Annotated in this window: 25 protein-coding genes; 4 read left to right on the top strand and 21 right to left on the bottom strand. The window is 45.4% G+C overall.

Translation table 11 applies throughout. The annotated features are described in order from the left end of the window. Positions 1-5 precede the first annotated feature (5 nt). From speD to rpe, 9 genes are all read right to left on the bottom strand, one after another. Positions 6-812 (bottom strand): adenosylmethionine decarboxylase, encoded by an 807-nt coding sequence (gene speD / locus IE163_RS03670; protein WP_189430292.1) that lies wholly within the window; start codon positions 810-812, stop codon positions 6-8. Between the two features lie 72 nt (positions 813-884). After that, entirely contained in the window at positions 885-1,295 is a 411-nt protein-coding gene (locus IE163_RS03665; protein WP_189430290.1) for an OsmC family protein, read from the bottom strand. 106 nt (positions 1,296-1,401) lie between these two features. Then, positions 1,402-1,752, bottom strand: coding sequence for a DUF3802 family protein (locus IE163_RS03660; protein WP_189430288.1), 351 nt, complete (start codon positions 1,750-1,752; stop codon positions 1,402-1,404). A 130-nt stretch (positions 1,753-1,882) separates the two neighbouring features. Beyond that, positions 1,883-3,352, bottom strand: coding sequence for a succinylglutamate-semialdehyde dehydrogenase (gene astD / locus IE163_RS03655; RefSeq protein ID WP_189430286.1), 1,470 nt, complete (start codon positions 3,350-3,352; stop codon positions 1,883-1,885). Positions 3,353-3,366: 14 nt separating this feature from the next. Then, complete coding sequence (astA, locus tag IE163_RS03650; protein ID WP_189430284.1) at positions 3,367-4,386, bottom strand: arginine N-succinyltransferase; 1,020 nt, start codon at positions 4,384-4,386, stop codon at positions 3,367-3,369. Positions 4,387-4,510: 124 nt separating this feature from the next. Then, entirely contained in the window at positions 4,511-5,728 is a 1,218-nt protein-coding gene (locus tag IE163_RS03645) for an aspartate aminotransferase family protein (protein ID WP_189430282.1), read from the bottom strand. A 262-nt stretch (positions 5,729-5,990) separates the two neighbouring features. After that, on the bottom strand, positions 5,991-6,575 hold the full coding sequence (locus IE163_RS03640) for an anthranilate synthase component II (RefSeq protein ID WP_189430280.1): 585 nt from the start codon (positions 6,573-6,575) through the stop codon (positions 5,991-5,993). A gap of 27 nt (positions 6,576-6,602) precedes the next feature. After that, a complete protein-coding gene (trpS, locus tag IE163_RS03635) occupies positions 6,603-7,607 on the bottom strand; it encodes a tryptophan--tRNA ligase (protein ID WP_189430278.1) in 1,005 nt (334 codons plus the stop codon). Positions 7,608-7,701: 94 nt separating this feature from the next. Continuing rightward, positions 7,702-8,376, bottom strand: coding sequence for a ribulose-phosphate 3-epimerase (gene rpe, locus IE163_RS03630; RefSeq protein ID WP_189430276.1), 675 nt, complete (start codon positions 8,374-8,376; stop codon positions 7,702-7,704). 228 nt (positions 8,377-8,604) lie between these two features. Here rpe and IE163_RS03625 point away from each other — a divergent pair, with 228 nt between their 5' ends. The 3 genes from IE163_RS03625 to IE163_RS03615 all read left to right on the top strand — a co-directional run bounded on the left by IE163_RS03625 (position 8,605) and on the right by IE163_RS03615 (position 9,859). After that, the gene (locus IE163_RS03625; protein WP_189430274.1) at positions 8,605-9,288 is read left to right on the top strand and encodes a TorF family putative porin; all 684 of its coding nucleotides are present in this window, start codon (positions 8,605-8,607) and stop codon (positions 9,286-9,288) included. 124 nt (positions 9,289-9,412) lie between these two features. Next, positions 9,413-9,652 (top strand): hypothetical protein, encoded by a 240-nt coding sequence (locus IE163_RS03620; RefSeq protein ID WP_189430272.1) that lies wholly within the window; start codon positions 9,413-9,415, stop codon positions 9,650-9,652. Positions 9,653-9,664: 12 nt separating this feature from the next. Continuing rightward, positions 9,665-9,859 (top strand): DUF2970 domain-containing protein, encoded by a 195-nt coding sequence (locus IE163_RS03615; protein ID WP_189430270.1) that lies wholly within the window; start codon positions 9,665-9,667, stop codon positions 9,857-9,859. A gap of 25 nt (positions 9,860-9,884) precedes the next feature. Here the strand turns inward: IE163_RS03615 and IE163_RS03610 are convergent, their stop codons facing one another. The 9 genes from IE163_RS03610 to IE163_RS03570 all read right to left on the bottom strand — a co-directional run bounded on the left by IE163_RS03610 (position 9,885) and on the right by IE163_RS03570 (position 18,799). Continuing rightward, positions 9,885-10,706: a Dam family site-specific DNA-(adenine-N6)-methyltransferase gene (locus tag IE163_RS03610; protein WP_189430268.1), complete on the bottom strand. Its 822-nt coding sequence runs from the start codon at positions 10,704-10,706 to the stop codon at positions 9,885-9,887. Then, entirely contained in the window at positions 10,707-12,146 is a 1,440-nt protein-coding gene (locus IE163_RS03605) for an SPOR domain-containing protein (protein WP_189430266.1), read from the bottom strand. It abuts the gene before it with no gap. Beyond that, positions 12,146-13,201, bottom strand: a complete 1,056-nt coding sequence (gene aroB / locus IE163_RS03600) for a 3-dehydroquinate synthase (protein WP_189430264.1) — start codon at positions 13,199-13,201, stop codon at positions 12,146-12,148. The genes IE163_RS03605 and aroB overlap by 1 nt, the downstream gene beginning before the upstream one ends. Positions 13,202-13,234: 33 nt before the next feature. Continuing rightward, a complete protein-coding gene (gene aroK, locus IE163_RS03595; RefSeq protein ID WP_189430262.1) occupies positions 13,235-13,753 on the bottom strand; it encodes a shikimate kinase AroK in 519 nt (172 codons plus the stop codon). Positions 13,754-13,927: 174 nt separating this feature from the next. Then, positions 13,928-15,991: a type IV pilus secretin PilQ gene (locus tag IE163_RS03590; protein ID WP_189430260.1), complete on the bottom strand. Its 2,064-nt coding sequence runs from the start codon at positions 15,989-15,991 to the stop codon at positions 13,928-13,930. Positions 15,992-16,006: 15 nt separating this feature from the next. Next, entirely contained in the window at positions 16,007-16,540 is a 534-nt protein-coding gene (locus IE163_RS03585) for a pilus assembly protein PilP (protein WP_189430257.1), read from the bottom strand. Beyond that, the gene (locus IE163_RS03580; RefSeq protein WP_189430484.1) at positions 16,537-17,136 is read right to left on the bottom strand and encodes a type IV pilus inner membrane component PilO; all 600 of its coding nucleotides are present in this window, start codon (positions 17,134-17,136) and stop codon (positions 16,537-16,539) included. The genes IE163_RS03585 and IE163_RS03580 overlap by 4 nt, the downstream gene beginning before the upstream one ends. Beyond that, positions 17,136-17,732, bottom strand: coding sequence for a PilN domain-containing protein (locus IE163_RS03575; RefSeq protein ID WP_189430255.1), 597 nt, complete (start codon positions 17,730-17,732; stop codon positions 17,136-17,138). The genes IE163_RS03580 and IE163_RS03575 overlap by 1 nt, the downstream gene beginning before the upstream one ends. After that, complete coding sequence (locus tag IE163_RS03570; RefSeq protein WP_189430253.1) at positions 17,720-18,799, bottom strand: pilus assembly protein PilM; 1,080 nt, start codon at positions 18,797-18,799, stop codon at positions 17,720-17,722. The genes IE163_RS03575 and IE163_RS03570 overlap by 13 nt, the downstream gene beginning before the upstream one ends. A gap of 156 nt (positions 18,800-18,955) precedes the next feature. On the opposite strand from IE163_RS03570, the gene IE163_RS03565 reads away from it, so the two are divergent. Next, a complete protein-coding gene (locus tag IE163_RS03565; protein ID WP_189430251.1) occupies positions 18,956-21,508 on the top strand; it encodes a penicillin-binding protein 1A in 2,553 nt (850 codons plus the stop codon). Positions 21,509-21,574: 66 nt separating this feature from the next. On the opposite strand, the gene argH is transcribed toward IE163_RS03565, so the two are convergent. From argH to IE163_RS03550, 3 genes are read right to left on the bottom strand one after another with little or no spacing between them, the layout of a single operon-like run. Further along, positions 21,575-22,960: an argininosuccinate lyase gene (gene argH, locus IE163_RS03560; RefSeq protein ID WP_189430248.1), complete on the bottom strand. Its 1,386-nt coding sequence runs from the start codon at positions 22,958-22,960 to the stop codon at positions 21,575-21,577. 5 nt (positions 22,961-22,965) lie between these two features. Continuing rightward, positions 22,966-24,180, bottom strand: coding sequence for an argininosuccinate synthase (locus IE163_RS03555; protein WP_189430482.1), 1,215 nt, complete (start codon positions 24,178-24,180; stop codon positions 22,966-22,968). 8 nt (positions 24,181-24,188) lie between these two features. After that, the gene (locus tag IE163_RS03550; RefSeq protein WP_189430245.1) at positions 24,189-25,103 is read right to left on the bottom strand and encodes an ornithine carbamoyltransferase; all 915 of its coding nucleotides are present in this window, start codon (positions 25,101-25,103) and stop codon (positions 24,189-24,191) included. Between the last annotated feature and the right edge of the window lie 40 nt (positions 25,104-25,143).

Below are 25,143 nucleotides of genomic sequence, written 5' to 3'. Positions count from 1 at the left end.
CAGCGTTATTTTATCTCCGGCAAGTTGCGGCCATAAAAGATTTCGCGAATTTCCCGAAATACTTTTTTACTGATAGTTTTTTGCTCATCTGCGGTCATAGAGTCAGTTCCCATACCAAACAGATAATTATTCAAGTCACCTTCTTTTAACATCATTTTGGTATGGAACAGATTTTCCTGATAAACGTTAACGTCGATCATTTGGAAGGCTTTCTTGGTGTCGTCATCCATAAAATTCTGGATAGAAGAAATAGGATGATCGATATAGTGCTTGGTACCACTGATATCACGGGTAAAACCACGCACCCGGTAATCGATAGTAACCACATCTGACTCAAAACTATGGATCAGAAAATTCAGTGCTTTTAACGGCGAGATAATACCGCAGGTAGATACCTCGATATCAGCACGGAAGGTACAAATACCATCATGTGGATGCACTTCAGGGTAAGTGTGAACGCAGATATGACTCTTGTCTAAGTGCGCTACTACAGCTTCAGGCAAAGGTCCCGGGTTCTCGGTGTTGTCCGGATCAACAAGTATGGGTTCTTCACTAACCAGGATAGTGACACTGGCGCCCTGAGGATCATAGTCCTGCCGGGCAATATTCAGCACATTGGCGCCAATAATATCCACTACTTCGGTCAGAATATCAGTAAGACGATCAGCATTATATTGTTCGTCAATATACTCAATGTACTCCTGACGGTGTTGTTCGGTTTTAGCATAACAAATATCGTAAATACTAAAACTTAAACTCTTAGTCAGGTTATTAAACCCGTGTAGTTTCAGTTTCTCAAAAGGCTTAACCAATTTCTTTGCTCTCCGCTAACGACGCAATACCACGCCGCAGTTAACTTTCAGCCCGACCAGCAGACACTAAACTCATTCAGCCTCTTTAATGCTGAATGAATGCGTTACCTTAACGCTCTGAGATAACATAATGGAAACTGAGCAATATTTCTCAGCCGACAAATTTACCGCGCGCTCTACTTGCTTCTCACTTAACGCCGTACCTGTTACCACAAAATGCAAATGCAAGCGGGTAAAAACTTTAGGTACAGTTTCCGCACGCTCTGCGGCAAGCTCTACTTCACAACCGATAATTTGCTGACGCGCTTTTTGCAAAATACCCACCACATCAACCGATGAACAAGCACCAGCAGACATCAGTAGCATTTCCATAGGCGTAGGGGCTTTGTTAGAATCACGATCCGCATCAAACACCACGGCATGACCACTGCCAGAATAACCGATAAAGGTTAAGTCTTTGGCCCAACTTACTTTCGCTTCCACTATGCAACCCCAGCTTAAAAATAAGGCTGGGTATTTTACGTAAAACTGCCGCAAGTCGCCAGTAAAATCGCCTGCGCCCTTTCTTCAGCAGCTTATGAGCATTTGCTTAGTCAAATAAAGCAGCAATAGCAGTATCGAACAGATTTTTGATTAACAATGAGATTTCGGTGATGAGCTCTAATTGATGCTCGGTAGCGGGTTTGTCTAGTACCGACGAGAGTACTTCCTGAAAGTCGTACATAATACCGTCGACTTCACGAATGATCAGTGAACGATGATTCATTTCTAACTCATCGTGCTGCCGGCATAGTGTAATAATTTGCTCTGCAATTTTTTCCTCTAGCAGCACACCGATAGTTTTACCGTCGCGGGCAGCAGGCCCGGTAGCGGTAAATAGCGCCAGGTGCTCTGTCAGAAACTGGATCAGGTGTTCATAACCGGGTTTATCAATAACCATAGAGTACCTGCACAGGAATAATTGCGTGAGTTGCTACTTACATCTTACAACAGCAACAGACAAACATACGTTATTTAAGCAAATTATTTCCCGGAAAACAAATCGGCGCCGTAGCGCCGATTCTTTCCGATTAAAAACGTAAGCCGGGGGAAAGTTGTTCAGGTAGCACAACCTGATCTAACTCGACTGAGGCAACAGGATAAGCACAATAATCAGCTGCGTAGTAAGCGCTGGCCCGGTGATTGCCGCTTTTACCGATACCACCAAAAGGTGCAGCAGAACTTGCGCCGGTGATTGGCCGGTTCCAGTTAACAATACCTGCACGAATACGCTTATAAAAATGCTGGTAAAGCTCATGACTATCGCTTAACAAGCCAGCAGACAAACCAAAGCTGGTGTTGTTAGCGGCCGTAATAGCGGCATCAAAATCGGTGTAACGGAATACCTTTAACAAAGGACCAAAGTGCTCTTCATCCGGAAAGTCGCTAACCATTGAACAATCGATAATACCTGGTGTGACTATCGCTTTATCGGCATAGGGCTGAGTAAGCTCTAACAAGACTTTAGCCCCTAACGCAATCAACTGCTGCTGTGCGGCTAACATACCTTTGGCCGCAGCAACAGAAATCATCGCCCCCATAAAAGGCTGTGGCTCGGCATCATACTCACCCACTTCAATAGTTCGGCTCACTTCAAGCAAGCGGGCCAATATCGCATCACCCGAGGCATCGGCAGGTAAATAGAGCTTACGGGCACAGGTACAACGCTGACCCGAGGTAATAAACGCCGATTGAACAATATCATGCACAGCAGCATCAATATTAGCGACATCTTTTACCAGCAACGGATTATTGCCCCCCATTTCTAAAGCAAGAATTTTTTCTGGGCGCCCAGCAAACTGCTGATGTAAATAATGTCCGGTACGAGAGCTACCGGTGAAAAACAAACCATCGATATCATCATGACTTGCCAGGGCTTTGCCTGTTTCCACTTCGCCCTGCACCAGGTTAATCACACCTGCTGGAATACCGGCTTGCTGCCATAATTTAACCGTTAACTCAGCAACTTTAGGTGTTAACTCCGACGGCTTAAACACCACGGTATTCCCCGCTAACAAGGCCGGCACGATATGGCCATTAGGTAAGTGTCCCGGAAAATTATAAGGGCCAAACACGGCTACAACACCATGGGGTTTATGCCGTAAAAAAGCACGACCTTGCGGCATAGGATTCTCTTTTTCACCGGTACGCTCTTCATAGGCCCGCACTGAGATATCAATTTTACCAACCATGGCAGCCACTTCAGTACGGCTTTCCCACAGCGCCTTACCAGTATCTTCCGCAATACATTGTGCCAATTGCTCTTTGTGGCTGTTTAGCTGCTCGGCAAATTGTTTTACATGAGCAACACGATCGGCAAAGCTTAAGTCGCCCCAACTTAGCTGAGCGGCTCTGGCAGCTTGAATAGCTTGCGCAACCTGAGCTGAACTTGCAGCCTGACCTTGCCATACTGGCCGGTTTTTTGCCGGATCAATAGATTGAAAAGCTTGCCCTTCACCGGCCAGCCACTGGCCATTTATAAACTGCACTGCTTGGCTCATCTGTTACTCCTGTTTTAAATTTTACTTATTCTCACCCAGTCGCCAGCACTGACTTGCAGCACTGTTGCTAAGGCCGGGCTTATCGTTATCTGTTCGCCGTGCGCTGCTGGCGACAATTCGGCCCAGCTTGCTCTAAAACTGCTCAGCGAGGTGTTGCTAATAAGATAAGGTTCAGTGCCAGCGGCGACCTGGCCAATCTGTACTTTCAACCGCTTACTTTCACGAATGGTTCTAATGTGTGAAGTTCTGGCTTCTACGGTTGGGCCAGCATCAAAAATATCAACATAACCGCGGCAGGAAAAACCTTCTGATTCCAGTAACGCCAGTGCTGGCCGGGTTTGCTCATGTACCTTACCAATCACCTGCTGCGCCGCTTTGCTAAGTAAGCTGACATAGATGGGGTATTTCGGCATCAGTTCGGCGATAAAGACTTTTTGCCCAATACCTGTCAGATAATCTGCGGTGGGAAAATCAACCGAAAAGAAATGCTCTTGTAGCCATTGCCAAAATGGCGAGTTCCCCTGTGCATCTGAAACGCCTCTCAATTCTGCTATCACTTTATCTGAAAAACGCTCGGCAAACTCAGCCAAAAACAAAAAGCGCATTTTCGACAACAAACGGCCATTATGTTTTTGGCGAAACGGTGGTCGTAAAAATAAGGTACAGAGCTCGCTTACCCCAGTGTAATCGTTGCATAGCGTTAAAATATCGACCGTTTTATACACACCCAGTGAACGCGAGCTATGCACTACCTTACCTAAATGATAGTGATAAAAGGCATCATCCAGACCGACCGCGGCTTCCAGCGCACTGGTACCACAGACCTGTCCGGTACTGGTATCCTCTAATACAAATAAATAGCCTTCGTCACCAGGGGTGTTGGTAACCTTGGCAAAAGAGGTTTCAGAGCGGCTGATTTTACGCATCAGCAGCTCTTCGTTGACCGGCAAGGAAGTAAAGCCATGTCCTGACTCTACTGCCATTTGATACAGCGCCGGGTAATCACTCGCACAGATCGGGCGAATTACCATCATGGTCGCTTACTCCATTTTTGCTTTATAATTTTTTCGCAGTATTCTGCTTGCTTCATATCTTGTTCTAAGGGGTAGTTAGCCTACCCCTGCCAGCGATCTTAGTGCCGCATTGTTGGCAAATTTTTTAGCTTGCTACCACTTGCTTAACCGCAGCGGCAAAACGCTTCATCCCTTCACGGATTTCCGCTTCAGTGATAACTAACGACGGGGCGAAACGCACGACATCTACGCCCGCTACCAGGGCAAATAAGCCATGGTCGGCCGCTGCCAAGAAGAAATCCCGCGAACGGCCTTTGTATTTTTCGTTTAGCACAGCACCTAACAACATGCCCTTGCCACGCACTTCGGCAAATACCTGGAATTCTTCGTTAATTGCCTGTAAACACTCTCTGAAAATCTGCTCATTTTTAAGCACACCGGTCAATACTTCAGGGCTATTGATGGTATCAATAGCCGCTTCGGCTACTGCACAAGCCAGTGGGTTTCCACCGTAAGTGCTGCCATGAGTACCTACTTTTAAATGTGCCGCAATAGCTGTGCTGGTTAGCATAGCCCCTACCGGGAAGCCGCCACCTAAGGACTTAGCTGAAGTTAAAATATCTGGGGTTACACCGCTATTCATATAATCATATAATTTACCCGTGCGGCCTACACCGGTTTGCACCTCATCGAACACTAACAAGGCATTATGCTGATCACAAAGATCACGTAAACCTTGTAAAAAGGCATAGTCACCCGGGATAATACCGCCCTCGCCCTGAATAGGCTCAACTACGATGGCACAGGTTTTATCAGAAATTAACGCTTTAACACTTTCAAGGTTGTTATATTCGGCATGCAACACTGCACCAGGTTTTGGACCAAAACCATCAGAGTAAGATGCCTGCCCTCCCACAGTTACCGTGAAGAAAGTACGGCCATGAAAGCTCTTGGCAAAAGAGATAATTTCGTTTTTGTGCGCGCCATGGGTGTCTAACGCCCAACGCCGTGCCAATTTAAAAGCCGCTTCATTAGCTTCTGCGCCAGAGTTACAGAAATACACTTTTTCTGCAAAGGTATGATCAACCAATTTTTTGGCTAAGCGCAGTGCTGGCTCGTTAGTTAATACATTACTTAAATGCCATAACTTATCGGCCTGGTCTTTTAACGCATTCACCAGCGCCGGGTGGCAATGCCCCAAACTGCTTACCGCTATGCCACCAGCAAAATCAATATATTCGCGACCATCTTGATCCCAAACGCGAGAACCTGCGCCTTTTACCGGTATAAGCTTAGCCGGGGCGTAATTAGGTACCATTACTTCATCAAATAGTGCTCTGGTTACCTGAGTTTCAGCAGTCATGTTGTTCTATCCTCTTTTTTGCTGGTAGTAGGGCAATGCTTTACCACTTGTTCTGTGGTCATTAATCAACATTATTACAGATTTAAACAGCCATGTCTTGTGTTGAAAAGGCCCGCAAAGCCCTAAAAAATAAGGGCTACAGATAGATTTGCAGCATAAATGCATAGATAGCCGTAAATTGTAACAACATCAAAGTGAGTAATTGGCTGCCAGTTCAGACTAAACCTGAGCTGGCAATAAACTGGCGTAAGAAAGGAAAAGCTTATTCAGTCAGCGATAAAAAATTTGCCAACATGGTCTGACCATGTTCAGTAAGGATAGCTTCAGGATGAAATTGCACGCCATGTAGCTGCATCTCCGGCACATAGAGTCCCATAATATCCTGCCAGCCGTCGGTTGCAGGCTGCGTAGTTGCAGTGACAATAGCGTGTTTCGGTAAAGTTGCCTTATCCACCACTAAAGAATGATAGCGAGTAACACTTAACGGCGAAGGCAAATCTTTAAAAACCGACTGTTGCTGGTGCACTATCGGCGAGTTTTTACCATGCATCACTTGCCTGGCACGAATCACTCTGGCACCCAGTACCTGCGCAATCGCCTGGTGCCCCAGACAAACACCCAATATAGGCAGTTCACCGGCAAAGGCTTCAATAGCTGCTAAACTAATACCCGCCTCATCTGGCGTCCCCGGTCCGGGAGAAATAACTAAATACTTCGGCGCAAGTTGTGCTATTTGTGCCACAGTTAACTCATCATTACGCTTTACCATTACCTCTTGCCCCAGCGCAGCAAAATACTGCACCAGGTTCCAGGTAAAAGAATCGTAATTATCGATCATCAACAGCATTATGATGCCCCGATAAAGTGCCTTTTGTTAAGGCGCAACAAAACCCACAGCGTCATTGACTTGCTGTAGCGTTTTCGCAGCATGTTCGCGTGCTTTGGCAGCACCAGCACGCAGCACTTGCTGCATTAAAGTGTGGTCCGCTCGGATCTCGGTGAACTTCTGTTGTACCGGCTCTAGCAATGCGATGACGGCATCGGCAACATCGGTTTTTAAATGACCATACATTTTACCTTCGTATTCAGCGACTAAGGCTTCCACGTCATTGCCAGTTACACCACTTAGAATATTGAGTAAGTTGGCAACGCCCGGCTTGTTGTCCTGATCAAAATACACCCGTGGCGGATCTTCGGAATCCGTGATGGCCTTTTTAAACTTTTTGCTGATCATCTTAGGATCTTCCAGCAAACCCACAAAATTCCACGGATTCTCATCCGATTTAGACATTTTCTTCGTGGGTTCCTGCAAGCTCATCACTCTTGCTGCAACTTGCGGGATAAAAGGCTCTGGCACCGTAAAAACATCACCATGGATGGCATTAAAACGCGAAGCGACATCGCGCGCTAATTCTAAATGTTGCTTTTGATCGTGACCTACCGGCACCTGATTTGCTTGATATAGCAGAATATCTGCCGCCATTAACACCGGATAAGTAAATAAACCGGCGTTAACATTATTATTGTGCCGCTCGGACTTATCTTTAAACTGCGTCATACGGCTCAGCTCGCCAAACTGAGTGTAACAATTTAATACCCAGGCTAGCTGACTATGCTCCGGCACATGAGATTGCATAAAAACCGCAGAACGCTGCGGATCAATACCACAGGCTAAGTACAAAGCTAGGCTGTCCAAAGAGGCACTACGCAAGGCTGCCGGCTCTTGCCGAACAGTAATAGCATGCAAGTCTACAATACAATACAAGCAGTTATAGTCGTCTTGCATCTTATCCCACTGGCGCAAGGCACCCAGATAGTTACCGATGGTCAGTTGTCCGGATGGCTGGGCGCCACTAAGTACTATGGGTTTACTACTCATGCTGTATCAAATCCTGTTGCCGTTACAAAAAATGTTTGGCTGCTATTATACCTTTTACAGCTATAAACGCAGCAAAAAGCCTTAAGCCTGATATTTAGTTGCGTACTTTCGCTAAATTAGCGCGCATTGCTGTGATAGTGTGGGCATAGTCTGGGCTGTTAAAAATAGCCGAGCCAGCGACAAACATATCCGCCCCTGCGGCAGCAATATCGGCGATATTATCGACGGTGACACCGCCATCTATTTCTAGGCGAATAGGTAAGCCACTCTGTTTAATCATGGCTCTGGCGGCCGCTAGTTTATCCAGGGTGGCAGGAATAAACTTCTGCCCACCAAAACCCGGATTAACCGACATCAACAAAATAACATCTACCTTGTCCAGCACATAGTCCAGATAGGTTAATGGCGTAGCCGGATTAAAGACTAACCCCGCCTGACAGCCGTGCTCTTTAATAAGCTGTAAGGTGCGATCAATATGCTTAGAGGCCTCGGGATGAAAGGTAATGATACTGGCACCGGCTTTGGCAAACTGCGGTACTAGTGCATCTACCGGTTCAACCATCAGATGCACATCAATCGGCGCGGTAATACCATAATTACGCAATGCCTGACAGACCATAGGGCCAATGGTTAAGTTCGGGACATAGTGGTTATCCATCACATCAAAGTGCACTACATCGGCACCGGCAGCCAACACGTTGCTAACCTCCTCACCTAAGCGGGCAAAATCAGCAGACAAAATAGAGGGTGCAATCAGATAAGGCTGCATTGATAAACTCCTGACAAAAAGCAAACTTTACTGAATTCTTATTAAGAATGCATCTGCCAATATCGCTGCAGCTGCACGCAAAATAAGCAGTCATGCACCATTAGGTGGCATCCTCATTGCGCCTTTAACAAGGAAAGCAAGATAAATACATGTTTAGTATGGAAAAAATTTAGTGGCATATATCTTGGAAATAACTATAGCGAATCTAATCTAAGGGGAAACATAAAAATGAAATTAGCAAAAAAACTCTCGATAGCAACCTATAGCAGTTTATTCGTGGCGTTAGGTGCTATCAGCATGCAGGCACAAGCTGTAGAAGTAAGTGGCGATATTACTTTTGTTTCCGATTATGCATTTCGCGGTATTTCTCAGACTGAAGAAGCACCAGCTATTCAAGGCGGCATTACCTTAGCTGCAGACTCAGGCTTTTATGTTTCAGTATGGGGCTCTAGCGTAGACTTTGGCGGTGAAGGCACACTCGAGTTGGATGTGCTATTGGGCTGGAGTGGTGATATTGCCGAAGATTGGTCAGCTGATGTTGGTATAATGCGTTATGGTTACCCGAATACTGAGTTTGAAGGCTCAAACTTTTGGGAGCTTTATGGCTCAGTATCTTACAAAGATCTGACGCTCGGTTTAGCCTATAGTGATGACTATTATGGTAACGCGGGCAATTATTACTATATTTACGCCGGTTATAGCCTAGCGCTAACAGACAACTTAAGCATCGATTTCCATATCGGCCATAATGAGTTAAGCGATGATAGCTCTGCCAGCTATCTAGATTATGGCGTTACCCTAAGCACTGAAGTATTAGGGATTGGGTTATCACTGGCTTACATCGACACCGATATTAAAGACTGTAGCTTGTGCGATAGCCGTGTAGTATTTGGTGTTTCTAAAAGCTTTTAACTTGCTACACACTTAGCTCAGCTTGTTACTGTCACCAGACACAGCGCTCAAGAAATAATCAGCTTGTGTCTGGCGACATTCTGTACTATTATCAGCGCCAGGCAAAACGTTAACAGGAGTTAACATGAAACTTACTAAAACTGGCAAACCGCTACTACTGGTAGCTGGCGTCTTGCTGGCTTTTGCAGTTTGGAAAATGGATAGCGCTAATAACTGTGTCATCTCAGAAACAGTAAATTGTACTGAGCTACAACGTAGCTGGAGTAGCTGGCTATCAGGCGACAGCCGCTCTGCACAATTTCACTTCGTTGACTTCCTAGAGCTGGTTACGCGTATGTTACCCGCCAACTCACCCAAAAGCTGATAATTACTATTAATGAGCGCCAAACAAGCTTCATTTTGGCAAATCGTTAAAGCGGTGTTCGGCGCCTTTATCGGTGTACAGTCAGAAAAACAGCGCTTACAAGATTTTCAAAGCCAAAGTGCCTTACCTTATGTCGTCACCGCTGTAATATTTGCTGCCATTTTCGTTGCTTCATTGTTTTTAGTGGTATCAATAGTACTTAGCTAGTACTTCGCGAGTAAGCTGAAGTAGGTTATTTAGCTGGGTACAACGCAAACACTTCTGCAACCTTACCTCTGCCATTGCCTTTTTGACTTATAGAGCGTGCTACGTTTATCGTGTATAGCTCGGCTTGATGATAAATCTTACGGGTCCAAGTCGTATCATGATTACTGATTAATACGCTATTGCCAGCTAATTGTGCCTTTTCAGCCAAAATAGCTAATTGCGCTTGATCGTCTAAGGTAAAGCCCTGTTGTGCATAACTGGTAAAGCTTGCAGTTTTGCTTAGCGGTACATAAGGAGGATCACAATACACTACCTGGTTTGGCTGCAGTTGCCGGAACATTTCTTGGTACGAACAACAAAAAAATTCGGCGACTTGTGATTTCTCAGCAAAGTAATATAGCTCTGCTTCCGGAAAGTACGGTTTCTTATAGCTACCGAAAGGCACATTAAATTTTCCAGACAAGTTATACCGGCATAAACCGTTATAACCATGTCGGTTTAGATACAAAAATAACAAAGCACGTTGGTAGGGATCTTTTTCTGCGTTGAACTGCTGCCTAAAAGCCAGATAGCTATCTCGCTGATTAGCACTCGCCACAAAAAGTGTTCTGGCATCGGCAATATAACGTTCTGCTTGCCGCTGAATAATTTTATAAAGCTCAATTAAATCCGCGTTAATATCGTTAAGCCGGTATTTTGGATAATGGGTATTTAAAAATACCGACCCAGCACCAACAAAAGGCTCAACAAGGCAATCTGCTTCTGGTAAATGCTGCTGCAACTGCGAGACAAGGTTATATTTCCCCCCTGCCCATTTTAAAAAGGCCCGACTTCTCTTTTGTACCACTTAATTACCCTGATTAGTCTTGGCTAATTTTAAACGCTGCCAGGCCAGAATTTCCTGCTGCACTGCGCCAACTGTTTTGATGAAAGGACCACTACTACTCAGTGAGCCAGGCAATTGTTGTATATGCTGCTTCGCCGTCGCATTGCTGCTAAAAGGACCGCTAACGATAATCCATTGCTCTTTGCCTTGCCAACTTCTCTGGTAAACTAACACTTGTAACTGGGGGTGGCTTTGTCTAAAGCGTTTTAGCGCATTTTCACCCGATAACACAGCAAGTTGCACCACTAAAGCTTTAGGGGACGCATCTAATAACAAAGAGTGATCATAGGCTGCAAGTGGTAACACAAGCTGTGTATCGGTTTTAGGTTCTTGCTGCAACGCAACTTGCGCATTGCTTTCAGGCGTTGTTGTTAATACAACCTCTGCATTAGCTTCAGACTCTGCTGCTGACAAGAGCTCTGCAGGTTTAGAGCTATGCGCACTGGCAGTTTCTGTACTAGCCGGTATAGCATCTGAAACAGCCTGAGTTGTTGCGTCTGCTGCCACCGCTGGCGTTTCCTTAGCCAGAAGCGTAATCGAGTCAGGCAATATATCCGCGGCATTTATCTCGGGCTTTATCGACGGAGCTGACTCATCTTCAGACGAGTCTACAAAATTAGGCAGAGCGATAGCATTAAGTTGTGCGCTATCATGCCCAGCACTAGCGGTACCTTGCTGCTTGAGAGTTGGTGCCGCGTCGTGATTCAACCAAAGGGCGATGGTAACAAGCACAACTAACAGACCACCTATTGCAGCAGCTAGCAGCGGCTTTTTGTCTGGAGTGTGCGTCTGGCGCGGCTTAGATACTGCACGCTCTTTAGTGAGTAACTTGTGTAAATTTCCCTGACTATGGGCAAAACGCTCTGCCAGACTAAGGGTATCCAATGCTTCTGCTTGCAATAATTGCTCGCAATCTGCCAAAGTTAATTGCGGTATCGCTAAATTAAGCTGCATCTCTTCTTGTGCCGTTCCAGCAAATATAAATAATCTGACAGCTAAATTCGAAAGCCAATCAGTTTGCTGCTGTGTCAGCTGTTCAGGATCATCTACGATTAATACCCATTCGGTATTGGCTGCACCCGCTGCCAAACTAGCAGCCAACTCAGTTGCGGATAACTGCGGCGCAGCAAACCATTGCTTCGCGAGCTGCGCAATAAGTTGCTCAGTGCTCATAGGCGCCTGCAACAGTGCCACATTGACCGTCATTTCCTGACATTCGGAGAATAATTCGGCCAGAGCTAGGGCTAAAGTACTTTTGCCACTCCCCTTAGCACCGAAGATCGCCAGTTTTGTAAAATCATTAAAAGCGAGTTGAAACAACAACCGCGATAATAAATCGCGCTGTGAGGGTAATAAATAGTTAGAGACGGCCAATTGTTGTTGCAGGCCCCGGACTTTCATCAGGCAAAAACTTGTAGTAGCTCGCTCTCGGTAACATCTGCAACTACAGTGCTTTTCCCCAGAGCGGTGGGTAACACAAAACGCATTTTACCTGCTTTAACTTTTTTATCCGCTTTCATATAAGGCAGAAAATCGTTAATTGACATCGAAGCAGGTGCTACAACCGGCAAATCAAAGGTCACAAGTAACTTAATAGTCAGCGCCAGCTCAGCTTCGGTTAACCATCCCCGACTGTGTGCAAGTTTAGCTGCCATAACCATACCAGCAGCAACCGCTTCACCATGTAACCAGGTGCCATACCCCATAAAGGCTTCAATAGCATGACCAAAGGTATGCCCTAAATTCAATAAAGCTCTCTCGCCCTGCTCAGTCTCATCCCGACTAACAATATCCGCTTTCATCTGGCAACAGTGCTGAATCATCTGGGCTAGCACAGCGGCATCATGTTGCCTAATGGCTGCTGCATGTTGCAGTAACCAATCAATAAATTGCCTGTCACCTAATAATGCATATTTAACCACTTCTGCCATACCGGCAGAAAATTCGCGAGCAGGTAGGCTTTGTAAGACTTGAGTGTTAATAATAACTTGCTCGGGCTGTTTAAAAGCACCGATCATATTTTTGCCAAGCGGATGATTGACTGCGGTCTTGCCGCCAACCGAGGAGTCTACTTGAGACAGCAAAGTAGTTGGAATTTGTACAAAGCGAACACCACGTTGATAACAGGCGGCAACAAAGCCTGTGAGATCGCCAATAACACCGCCACCCAAGGCAACCAGCACTAAATCCCGTGACATTTTTTGCTCAAGCAAAAACGATAACACTTGCTCAAAAGAAGCTAGTGTTTTATACGCCTCACCATCGGGTAATAAGAAGTGTTTGGGTTGCTGCGGAAACAAGGCCGCGACAGGTTCAAGATAGTGAGCTGCAACTACCGGGTTAGAGATAATAACAACCTGAGCAGCGTCAGCTAACTCAGGTATTAGCGCAGAAAATTCATCTGCAATGTGAATAGGGTAGCTGCGTTCGCCAAGTTGTACGTCAACTTTTTGCATTAGCAGCTCTCCCTGTTAAGTTAAAATCTGGTGTTAAAAACCAAGTTGTTCGATTATTTGATTCGCCACAGCCCGAGCACTTTGATCATCAGTCCGCACCGTAAAGTCAGCAATCTCTGCATATAACGGGTTACGCTCCGCAGCCAACCTCTCAAGCACCTCTTTAGGTTCTTCTTCAGTTTGCAGTAACGGGCGTTTTTTATCGCGCTGTGTTCTGGCTACCTGTTTTTCTATAGGTGTTTCCAGGTAAACAACAATACCGCGCGCCGATAAGCGATTGCGTGTTTCTTTGCTAAGTACAGAACCACCACCAGTCGCTAACACTATGCCCTGGAGTTCGGTAAGATCCTGAATGACGTTTTCTTCACGCACACGGAACCCTTCCTCTCCCTCCAAATCGAAAACCCAGGCAATATCAGCACCGGTACGGCGTTCAATTTCCTGATCAGAATCATAAAATTCAAGATGCAGCATGTCTGCTAAATGGCGGCCGATTGTGCTTTTACCTGCACCCATAGGACCCACTAGGAAGATATTACGTTTTTCTGCCATATGTCGTATTGCTAAATCAGCTAACTCAAAGAAAAGTTGAATTCAAGGACCGTTAGGCTCCCACGAAAAATTGAAGCGCTGAATTATGTCAGGAATGGCCTTTCATTGGCAAGTTAATTCTGACTTACCACTCAGCTAGTGCAACAGCACAACACTGTTGCACGGCGTAAAGGGTTACTGCCCCTCAGTTAAAATGCGTGGTGTAACGAATATTAATAGCTCACTTTTTTCGTTAAGTTCACGTTTATTGCGGAACATAATCCCAAGATAAGGAATATCGCCTAAAAAAGGTACCTTACTTACCGTTGAGACTATTTGCTGTTGGTATATACCACCGAGCACTATAGTTTCGCCATTATCGGCTAATACCTGTGTCATAATTTGTTGTGTATCTATTGCGGTTGCAGGCCCTGTAGGCGTTTGTACTGTTTCGCCACGGGTATTTTGGGTAATCACTAAATCTAGAATGATTTTATTATCTGGTGTAATTTGCGGTGTAACAGTCAAGCTTAACACCGCCTTCTTAAATTCTACCGTTGTGGCACCACTAGAAGCCGCTTGCACATAAGGAATTTCTACACCTTGTTCAATACGTGCCTCTTTTTGGTTTGATGTCGTAATACGCGGGCTGGCAATAACCTCGCCTTTATTTTCCTGCTCCAGCGCCGATAATTCTAAATCAAGCAAAGTGCCATCAGCTAAACGCGCCACATGAAAGGCGATGCTACCTGCCGGATTGGCCACGGGTAAATTAACATTCCAACGATCATCTAATGCAGGCATATTGCCGGTCGAAATATTGTTGGCTCCGGTAGAAGTACCAGAAACACCTCTATTACCACCACTACTGCTTTGCTGATCGCTTAACCCCCAACGTATGCCCAATTCGTCAGTAACGTTGTCGTTAACAGTGACAATCCTTGATTCAATTAAGACTTGCCTAACGGGTATATCCAAACGCTCAATCAAACGCCGGACACTTTCAATATTGCGCGCAGTGTCTTTAATCAATATGGTGTTGGTGCGTTCGTCTACCACAACACTGCCACGAGGTGACAGTAACGTCGCTTCACGATTAGACAACAAACCGGCTAAATCAGCGGCCTTGGCATAATTTATCTGCAAAAAGTCTGAGAACAATGGTTCTAGTTGTTCTACTTGCTGGCGAGCCTCAAGTTCACGCGCCTCGCGAGACGCTAACTCTTCGGTAGGCGCTACCATTAAAATATTGCCTTCCATTCTTCTGTCTAGCCCTTTCACTCTCAGCACAATGTCTAGCGCTTGATCCCAGGGTGTGCCATCCAACCTTAGCGTTACATTGCCGGTAACAGAATCACTGGTAACTAAATTGAAACCGTTATGGTCAGCGATGATCTGTAATACCGTACGGACTGGAATATCCTGAAAGTTTAGTGAGATTGGCTGGCCTTTATACTCCTTTTTCGCTCCCAAGCCTCTGCTGCTTAGCTCTTTTTGCAAACTGACCGTGAAAATATTATCTATTTGTTGATAGCTATAAGTAAACTGCTCTGTCGTTTCGATCACTAAGCGTGTCGAAGTCCCCTCTTTAAAGGTTTCTATGCCCTTAACAACTGTAGCAAAATCCATGACGTCTAACTGATATAACAACTCATCAGGGATAGCGGTGTTATGAAACTCAATTTCCAGCTTGCCTAATCTTTCCTGAACATCAACTGCAGCAGAATTCTCTTTTAGAAAAACCAGAATTCGACCTTCCCCTTTATCACCACGACGAAAGTCTATCGCTTGTAGCTTATTAATAAAACTTGGGTTTATTTCGGAAACCGAACCTGGACGGGTTATTTGCGGTGTCTCAGCCAAATGGACGGCAAAGATGTTATCATTCAAGCGAGTTCGATATACTTTTAATGATTTCATGCCAATAACTGAGGTGACGCCATTTTCAGTCAGCGAAGAGCGAACTTGAGTAACGCCTGCACTGTCAATAGCAACATTTGCCAAGCGCGGCTCTAACTCAGCTGCGGTAAAACTGACACTTAACCTCGCTGGGGAGGTTAAGAGTTGTACCTCCGGCTCCTGCTGTAAGGCTTCATCAAAAATGAATTCAATTTCTGTTTCACCATTCAACAGCGGGTTATAACGAACCTCATACAATAATGGTGCCGCTGAAACTGGCAGCATTACTAGCAGGCAGGCTAGTAAACATAACCGGCAGCCACTAGATCCCACATTTTTTATTTTAGTTAATTTATCCATGATTCACTCGCACACCTAATTACCTGCTGTCGCAGCTTCGAACATCTGGACTCTCGTGGTTCGTTCTATCCAGCATCCCGAGCCGTCAGGGATTAATTCCATTAAATCGATATAATTGGGCTCGACACGCATGATTTTGCCGTGAAACAGTCCCATATAATTATCGGTCGAAACTTTATGCACAACGTTATCTGCTGACTCAATAAGCGCCCACAATTTAGTACCACCGCCCAAAGTGCCACGCATCTTAAGATTATCTAAAGAAAATCGCTCCAACAATTCCTTACGTCGATTTGGGTCTGGGTGCAAACAATCTTGTTGCTGCAAAAATCGATCCTGAATTGCTTCTGGCGTAGGTGCGACAAAAGGACTGCGTTGATCGGCAGCGGCATATTCAATATGAGTAAATGCTTTGGCTTGTGGCAACGGCTCCACTCTCTGTCTGGTAGTGGCTTTTACATTATCCATATAAGCTTGAATATCATCCAAGTTGTCAAAACAACCACTTAGAAGCACTAATGCCATGAAAGCTAGTATTAATGCCCTCATTTAGTGCTCTCCTTATAGCGGTAAGTCTTAGCTACCACGTTAAAACGCAAACGCTCGTCTTTATCGGCCTGAATAGTGAAATCATGTAGACTTACTATCCTTGGAAGTTTTGCTACTTCGCTAACAAAATTACCGAATTGGTGATAATTGCCTATTACATCAATTCTAATAGGTAACTCAGTGTAAAATTCTTTTTCTATCTCTGGTTCCCAGTTAATTCTGATAAAATTGAGACCACTGGTAGTGCCTACATAGGTAATATCATCAAGCAAACCTGGTGTTTCATGGGTTGTAGGTAGCTGTTTTAGCAAGAAAGAAAACGTTTGCTCCATTTCCTTCATTTGTTCACGATATACTTCTAAGTTAACAGCAGAAGCATAACGCGTTTGGTAAAGTTGTTTAAGCTCAACCTCTTTCTGCGTAGCCGCATTAAGTTGATCAATCTTACTATCGATCAGTAAATAATAACTTAGTACTGAAACTATAGCGGCAATAATAATGGCAAAAATAAACTTCACCATTAATGGCCAAGAACCCATGTTTTCCAGGTCAATATCGTTAATATCAAAATCAGAGGATTTCATATTAAAACCCATCATCGACCTCCTTGGGTGTTGCTAGGAGCACCCCCTGCGGCTTGTTCAAGCGCTTCATAACCACTAATTTTTAAGTGCATTTTGAAATCACTTAGCAAACTGGCTCGCTCTTTACCTGCTTCTATAAACTCAAGATAGGGTTCGGCCAATAATTCCGATTGCTCTGCCTCACGCAACATATTAGAGAGTCGATTATTTGACTCACTTTTCCCGACCAACAGTAAAGTCGAACCTCTTTTTTCTAACTGCGTCAAATAAACGCCATTAGGAACAACTTTAGCAATTTCGGACATAATCTGTGTACCAAGATTACGGCTGCCCTGTAATTGTTCTATTAAGGTCATACGCTGCTGCAAACTACGTTTAGTTTCAGTGAGATTACGAATCTCTGCGATACGCTGGTCTAAAATACGGATCTCACTCTCTAAGTATTGATTACGCTTCGCCTGCCCGTCTAAGCGAGCGTTATAAATTTGATTTATAACAAAAAAAACTAAGAAACTTGCTAAAGCAGTCAAGGCTAAAGCCAAAATATAGTTTTTTTGCCTTTCCTTGCGGGCGGCATCCCGCCAAGGTAATAAATTTATATATGCCATGGTATAAAGCTCCTAAGTGCTAAACCACTGGCAACCATCAGCTGCGGAGCATATTTATGCAGAGCATCGCGGTCTATTGAAGAGGCTAGTTCCATACTGCTAAAAGGATTAGCGATGATAGTATGAATACCAAGTTCATCGATCAGCAGTTTATCTATTCCCTCAATCATACCTGAGCCACCAGAAACAATGAGATAATCAACTGCATCCTTGCCACTACTCGTCAAATACATTTGAATACCACGGCGAATTTGCTGCAGTAGCATAGTTTGAAAGGGGGCAAGAACTTCAAACGTATAATTAGGTGGCAGATCACCTGTTACCTTTGCTAGCTCTGCTTCATCGTAGCTTTTGTTGTAATATGACAAAATGCTCCGGGTGTATTGCTCACCGCCAAATACCTGGTCACGAGTGTAAAGTGTTTTACCAGACTCCACGATACTTAAAAGCGTCATAGTGGCGCCAATATCCACCACCGCAACCACTTTGTTTGCCGCATCTGCAGGTAATTGGCTTAGGCAAAGATCCGCTGCGCGACTTAACGCATAACTTTCGACGTCAACAACTTTAGCCGAAAAGCCACCATTAGCCAGTACCGCAACTCGGGCCTCCACACTCTCAGTTCTGGCGGCACTCAGTAACACATTAACTTTCGAGGGGTCAGATTCATTTACATCTAATTTTTCAAAATCCAGACTTACTTCATTCAGCGGGTAGGGAATTAAAGTATCAGCCTCAACTTCGATCTGGCTTTCAAGTTCAGCGTCAGTTAAGGACACATCCATGAAAATGACTTTACTAATAACCGTTGAACCGGATATCGCTGCGGCAGCAAACTTGATTGGGCGAGGAATTTTTTTTCGAATTTTAGAAAGTATTGCGCCGACAGCTTCGATATCTTGTATTTCTCGATCTGTCATAGCGCCTTTTGCCATTGGCTCAACAGCAAAGGCTTCTACTTTGTAATAACCGTTGTGCAGGCTTAATAACACTGCTTTAACTGAGTGAGAGCCAATATCTACACCAACCATTACTGGTGATTTTTTACTGAACAGGCTTTTAATCATAGCGTCCTGTAGTCACTTAATTGTCTATCAGTTTTTGTTTAATTATTCTTAGCCCAGACCTAAGTTTTTAGCAAGAAAAAGCGTTTAATCTCAGTCTAATAAATATATACTAGCAGTACTACAACAGAATTGGGAGTTAAAAGTTGGGGTCACACTGTGTCTTGGTTTAAAAAACTTTTAATTGTTTTAGTACTTGGCTTTTTATTAAGTTTAGGTGCTATTTTAGTAACTTATTTGTTACTTAAGGATGAGCTTCCTGACGTTGCTACGTTAAAAGACGTGCGCTTGCAGACACCTATGCAAGTATTCACTGCTGATGGTGAACTCATTTCGCAGTTTGGTGAGCAACGTCGTATTCCGCTGAAGCTCGATGAAATGCCGCCACTGCTCATCCAAGCTTTCCTGGCGACAGAAGACACCCGTTTTTATGAACATCCAGGCATTGATGTCATTGGTATTATGCGAGCGGCTTCGGTAGTGGCTACCTCAGGGGAACTCAGTCAGGGCGCCAGCACTATTACTCAACAACTAGCCCGTAACTTTTTCCTATCGCGCGAAAAGAAACTGATCCGCAAAGTTAAAGAAATTTTCCTGGCTTTCCATATTGAGCAGTTATTGACTAAAGATGAGATTTTAGAGCTCTATCTCAATAAAATTGAACTTGGGCAGCGCGCTTTTGGTGTGGGAGCTGCTGCACAGGTCTATTTCGGTAAAACAGTGCATGAACTTACCGTGGATGAAATGGCTATTATTGCCGGTTTGCCCAAGGCGCCCTCTATTTTGAACCCAGTGCGCTCAGCCAGTAATGCGAGAGCCAGACGCAACGTGGTGTTGGGCCGTATGCTTGATACCGGCGCCATTGATAAAGCAACTTATGATTCAGCCATTGCTGCACCAGTCACTAGTCGGCTGCATGGTGCACAAATTACCGCTTCTGCACCTTATATTGCCGAAATGGTTCGCCAACAGATGGTTGAACGTTTTGGTGAAGACATGGCGTATTCCGACGGTTTTAGAGTCTATACTACCGTCAATAGCCAACAGCAGGCAGCTGCTCGCCGCGCCCTGCAACAAAACGTTTATGATTACGATGATCGCCACGGCTATCGCGGCCCAGTGGCATTGGCATGGCAAGCTCGCCTGGTTAGTAGTGATAGTGAGAAACCTGAATTTAGCGAATCTGGTCGGTTGGACGAACAGCAATTGCAACAATATTTAGATCAGCAACAGGGTATCGAAGATCTTGTACCTGCAGTGGTAACCTCCGTGGCACAGCAAAGCGCCGAAGTCATGTTAAAAGGGGGCCAGGTTGTTGTATTAGAGTGGGATGGTTTGAAATGGGCTCGCAGTTTTATAAATGACGAGCGTCAAGGCAGTGCCCCTAAAACTGCTGCAGCAATCCTGGCTCCGGGTATGCATATTCTGGTACGCCAACAAGACGATAACTGGCGTTTAAGTCAAATACCTACGGTAAGCAGTGCGTTAGTAGCTCTGGATCCTCAAACTGGTGCGCTTAGAGCCCTGGTAGGTGGTTTCAGCTTCGCACAAAGCCAGTTTAACCGGGTAACTCAAGCTAAACGACAAGTAGGCTCTAATATTAAACCCTTTATTTATTCTGCTGCTTTGGAGCAAGGCTACACTCTTGCCAGCATAATGAACGATGCACCTATTCATCAATGGGATAGTAATGCAGGTGTTGCTTGGCGACCACGAAATTCCCCTGCAGTTTACGATGGTCCAATTCGGATCCGCGAGGCCCTGGCAAAATCAAAAAACGTGGTTTCCATTCGGTTACTTCGTGGTGTTGGTATTGATGCCAGTATTGCGCAACTACAAAAGTTTGGTTTTGCCGCTAATGATTTGCCACGAAATGAAACCCTGGCTTTAGGCTCAGCTTCATCAACTCCGTTAGAGGTAGCTACAGGATACGCTGTTTTCGCAAACGGTGGTTTTTTGGTGCAACCCTATGTTGTTGATAAAGTATTTAACGCTGAGAACCAGCTAATTTATCAACATCAACCTGCTGTAGCCTGCGATGATTGCCACACAGATAGCACGGCATTAGCCACGACTATCAGTGACTCTGCTGTAATAGAAGATGCACCAGATAAGCCTGTACTATCGGCACCCAGAGTGATCAGTGCTCAAAATGCGTTCTTAATTGCTGATGCATTGAAAAGCAGTGTCTGGGGAGGCGGTGACTGGCAACAAGGTACTGGCTGGAATGGTACCGCCTGGCAAGCACAAAGCTTACGCCGTCGGGATATCTCCGGTAAAACAGGTACTACTAATGATTCTAAAGACACCTGGTTCTCTGGCTTCACACCGCAGTTAGTTGTCACTAGTTGGGTAGGCTTTGACGATGCTAATCGCAGTTTAGGTCGGGCAACCTGGAATGCCAATTTAGGCCGTGAGCAGAGTGCAGGTACTGAGGCGGGCGCCCGCACGGCGTTACCAGCCTGGATCAGTTTTATGCGCGAGGTGCTGCCGGCTTACCCGCAGCAAAACTCCACAACCCCCATAGGTATTTCTTCAGTGCGAATTGACTTAGCCTCAGGTTTATTAAGCCGTCGCAACGATTACACCAGTACCTTTGAGTTTTTTAAACTGGGTACCGAACCGACTCAGTACGCCTCTGGTAGCATACAACAAATTCAGTTTGGTGATGAAAAACAAGATAAGACCGAAGAACTCGACGAGTTATTCTAAAATAACATTCGGATAATTTCAGACCTAAAAAAACCGGCGTTGCCGGTTTTTTTTAGGTCTTATTTTCTACACTAACAAGCTATCAAACCAAAGCTGACTTTGCTTTAACGCCGCAAGCACCTGCTCGGGTGAAGTACCACCATAGGCATTACGCTTAGCCAAGCCGGCTTCAATGGTTAGGGCCGCAAATACATCTTCTGTGATCAGTGAGCAAACCTGCTGCATCTCTGCTAACGGTAAAGCTTCTAATGCTACCTTAGCAGCAGAGGCCTTCAACACTAAAGCACCGGATAACTCATGCGCATCACGGAATGGAATGCCTTTCGCTACCAGATAATCGGCCAGATCGGTCGCATTACTGTAACCGAGCTCGGCGGCAAGACGACACTGTGCTTCATTAACACTTAAGTGCGGTAATACGGTAGCCAGCACTAACAAAGATTGCTGCCAGGTCGCCATCAAGTCAAAAAAGCCCTGTTTGTCTTCCTGCATGTCTTTGTTATAAGCCAGGGGTAAGCCTTTAATCACATGGATAATGGCTACCAGATGGCCCAATACGCGACCTGTTTTACCACGTAATAATTCGAACACATCTGGGTTTTTCTTTTGAGGCATTAAGGATGAGCCACTACTGATAGCATCACCCAGTTTAAAGAAACCCGCTTCGCCTGAGCAGAAGAAAATCACATCTTCAGATAAACGTGATAAGTGCGTCATACATAAACTTGCTGCAGCGGACAGCTCTACCACATAATCGCGATCCGATACCGCATCTAGGCTATTGGCAGCTGGCAAGGCGAAACCTAGTCGCTGCGCCAGCGTGTGTCTGTCTATGGCGACACCAGTACCTGCCAGGGCTCCGCAACCGAGTGGGCAGCTGTCTAAACGCGCTACAGCGTCATCTAAACGCCCCAGATCACGCTTAAACATTTCTACATAAGCCAAGGCCCAGTGTGCCACTAACACCGGCTGTGCCCGTTGTAAATGGGTAAAGCCAGGCATAACCGCGGTTTTAGCACGCTCTGCAAATACTAACAGGGCTTTAATTGCCGCTAACAAAGACTGGCGGACATGACCAGCATTTAAACGGGTCCACAAGCGCAGATCGGTAGCCACTAAATCGTTACGGCTGCGGCCGGTGTGCAGTTTTTTGGCAACATCCCCTAACTTAGCGGTAAGCTGCGCTTCTACCCAACTATGGATATCCTCTTCCTGCGTTTGTAACGGCAACTTGGGATCAGCCTCAATAGCTACCGATAAATCCGCTAAACCGGCATCTAATTGTTGCGCTTCCCCCTGGTTAATAATACCGGCTTTTAATAAGCCTGCAGCCCAGGCTCGGGATGCTTCTATATCTTGCAAGGCCAACTGGTAATCAAAACTCAGTGAGTCATTGAAGTCACGAAACTCTGCCAATGTCGCTTCGGTGAAGCGACCTCCCCACATAGCCATAATGCTTAATCCTTTTTCGCGTGTAAGGCGCGAATGCGACTTGCCAGGCTGTACAACCGGATAAAGCCCTCCGCATCTTTCTGGTTATAGACTTCGTCACCTTCAAAGGTAGCAAAGGCCTCAGAGTAAAGGCTGTTAGGCGAGCGACGTTTCGCTACCGTCACGTTGCCTTTATACAGTTTAATCACCACATCACCTGTCAATTGCTGTGCCAGCGAGGTAGCAGCAGCCAGTAAGGCGTCTTTTAGTGGCGTAAACCAGCGACCATCGTAGACCAGCTGAGCAAACTCCTGCCCCACTTCTTCGCGGTATTTCAGCGAAGTACGATCATACACTAGGGCTTCCAAGCCTTTTAATGCAGCCAGTAAAATGGTACCACCCGGAGTTTCATAACAACCACGGGATTTCATACCCACTAAGCGATTTTCGACGATATCGATACGGCCAACACCGTGCTCTGAACCGAGTTCGTTTAATAGCTCAATGGCTGCAACCCCATCAAACGTTTGACCGTTAATTTTCGTCAGTTCACCGGCTTCGAAACTAAGTTCAACATAGGCCGCTTGATCTGGCGCTTGCTCTGGCGATTTAGTCCACATCCAGATTTGATCAGAAGGCTCATTCCAAGGGTTTTCAATCTCGCCACCTTCATGCGAAATATGCCAAAGGTTAGCATCACGGCTATAGATCTTAGTAGCAGAAGCTGTGGTAGGGATTTGCTTTTCAGCTAAATAATCTAGCAAAGATTGCCGTGAATTAAACTCCCACTCCCGCCACGGGGCAATTACTTTTAATTGTGGAGCCAACGCCGCAAAGGCGCCTTCAAAACGCACCTGATCATTACCTTTACCGGTACAACCATGGCACAGCGCATCAGCTCCCAGCTCCAGGGCTAATTTTACCTGAGCACGGGCAATCACAGGGCGCGCCATGGAAGTACCTAATAGGTACTGGCCTTCATACACCGCACCGGTTTTCAGCGTTGGGAAGATCACTTCATTAACCAGCTCTTCGCGCAAATCCACTACATAGCAGCTGCTGGCACCAGATTTAATAGCTTTTTCTTCTACACCTGCCAGCTCCTCGTCACCCTGCCCCACATTGGCAACAAAAGCGATAACTTCACAGTTGTAGTTATCTTTTAACCAAGGCACGATAGCCGAGGTATCTAAACCACCTGAATAGGCTAATACGACTTTCTTAACGTTGCTCGCGCTCATCATCAACCTCAACTAAATAAACTGACTAAAACGGCATTTTGCGCATGCATCCGGTTTTCGGCTTGCTGCAATACCAAAGAATACTCACTGTCCAATACTTCACTGGTCACTTCCTGGCCACGATGTGCTGGTAAACAATGCATAAAATGCTTTACGGCTAAGCGCTGCATCACTGCAGTATTGATCTGATAAGGGACAAACAGTTGCTCTATCAAGGCCGGATCGGCCCGTGTCCCCATCGATAGCCAGGTATCAGTATAAATCGCATCAGCGCCGGCTGCTGAAGACACATGCTGACTCAAGGTGAGTTTAGCACCGCTTTGCCGGGCCATTTCCTGCGCTTTTAATAATACATGGGCATCAGGTCCAAAACCTTGCGGGGTAATTACCGTCAAATCCATCCCCAGAATCGCCGCACCGAGCATTAAAGAGTGGCAAACATTATTACCATCCCCGACAAAGGCCAAATGCACCTTGCTTAAATCACCATATTGCTCTTTTAGCGTTAATAAATCGGCTAAGGCCTGGCAAGGATGATAAAGATCGCTTAAGGCGTTAATAACAGGCTTTTTGCTACTTAGCGCTAATTGGACCAAGGTTTTTTGTGAGTAAACCCGTGCAACTATCGCATCAGTCCAACATGCGAGATTACTGCCAAAATCTTCAACGGACTCTCGCACGCCCATAGCACCATTTTGCAAATCCAGGTAAACACTATGTCCACCCAACTTGTTGATCCCCACATCAAAGCTCACGCGGGTTCGCAATGAGGGTTTCTCAAACAATAATGCAATACTACGTCCTTTTAACGCAGTTTGGTAATGTTGCGGAGCCTGTTTGATTTGGAGGGCCAAATCCAATAAGGCTGACAGTTGTGCTTGGTCCAGTTCAGCTAAACATAGCAGCTGGGTTAATTTACTCATAAAACACGCGTTATCCGCTAAGCGGTATCCTTATTACTAG

This window comes from Alishewanella longhuensis (assembly GCF_014653435.1).
In the GTDB taxonomy this organism is placed as follows: domain Bacteria; phylum Pseudomonadota; class Gammaproteobacteria; order Enterobacterales; family Alteromonadaceae; genus Alishewanella; species Alishewanella longhuensis.
Note: the sequence above shows the minus strand (reverse complement) of the source record. Positions and strands in the feature narration are given on the sequence as shown.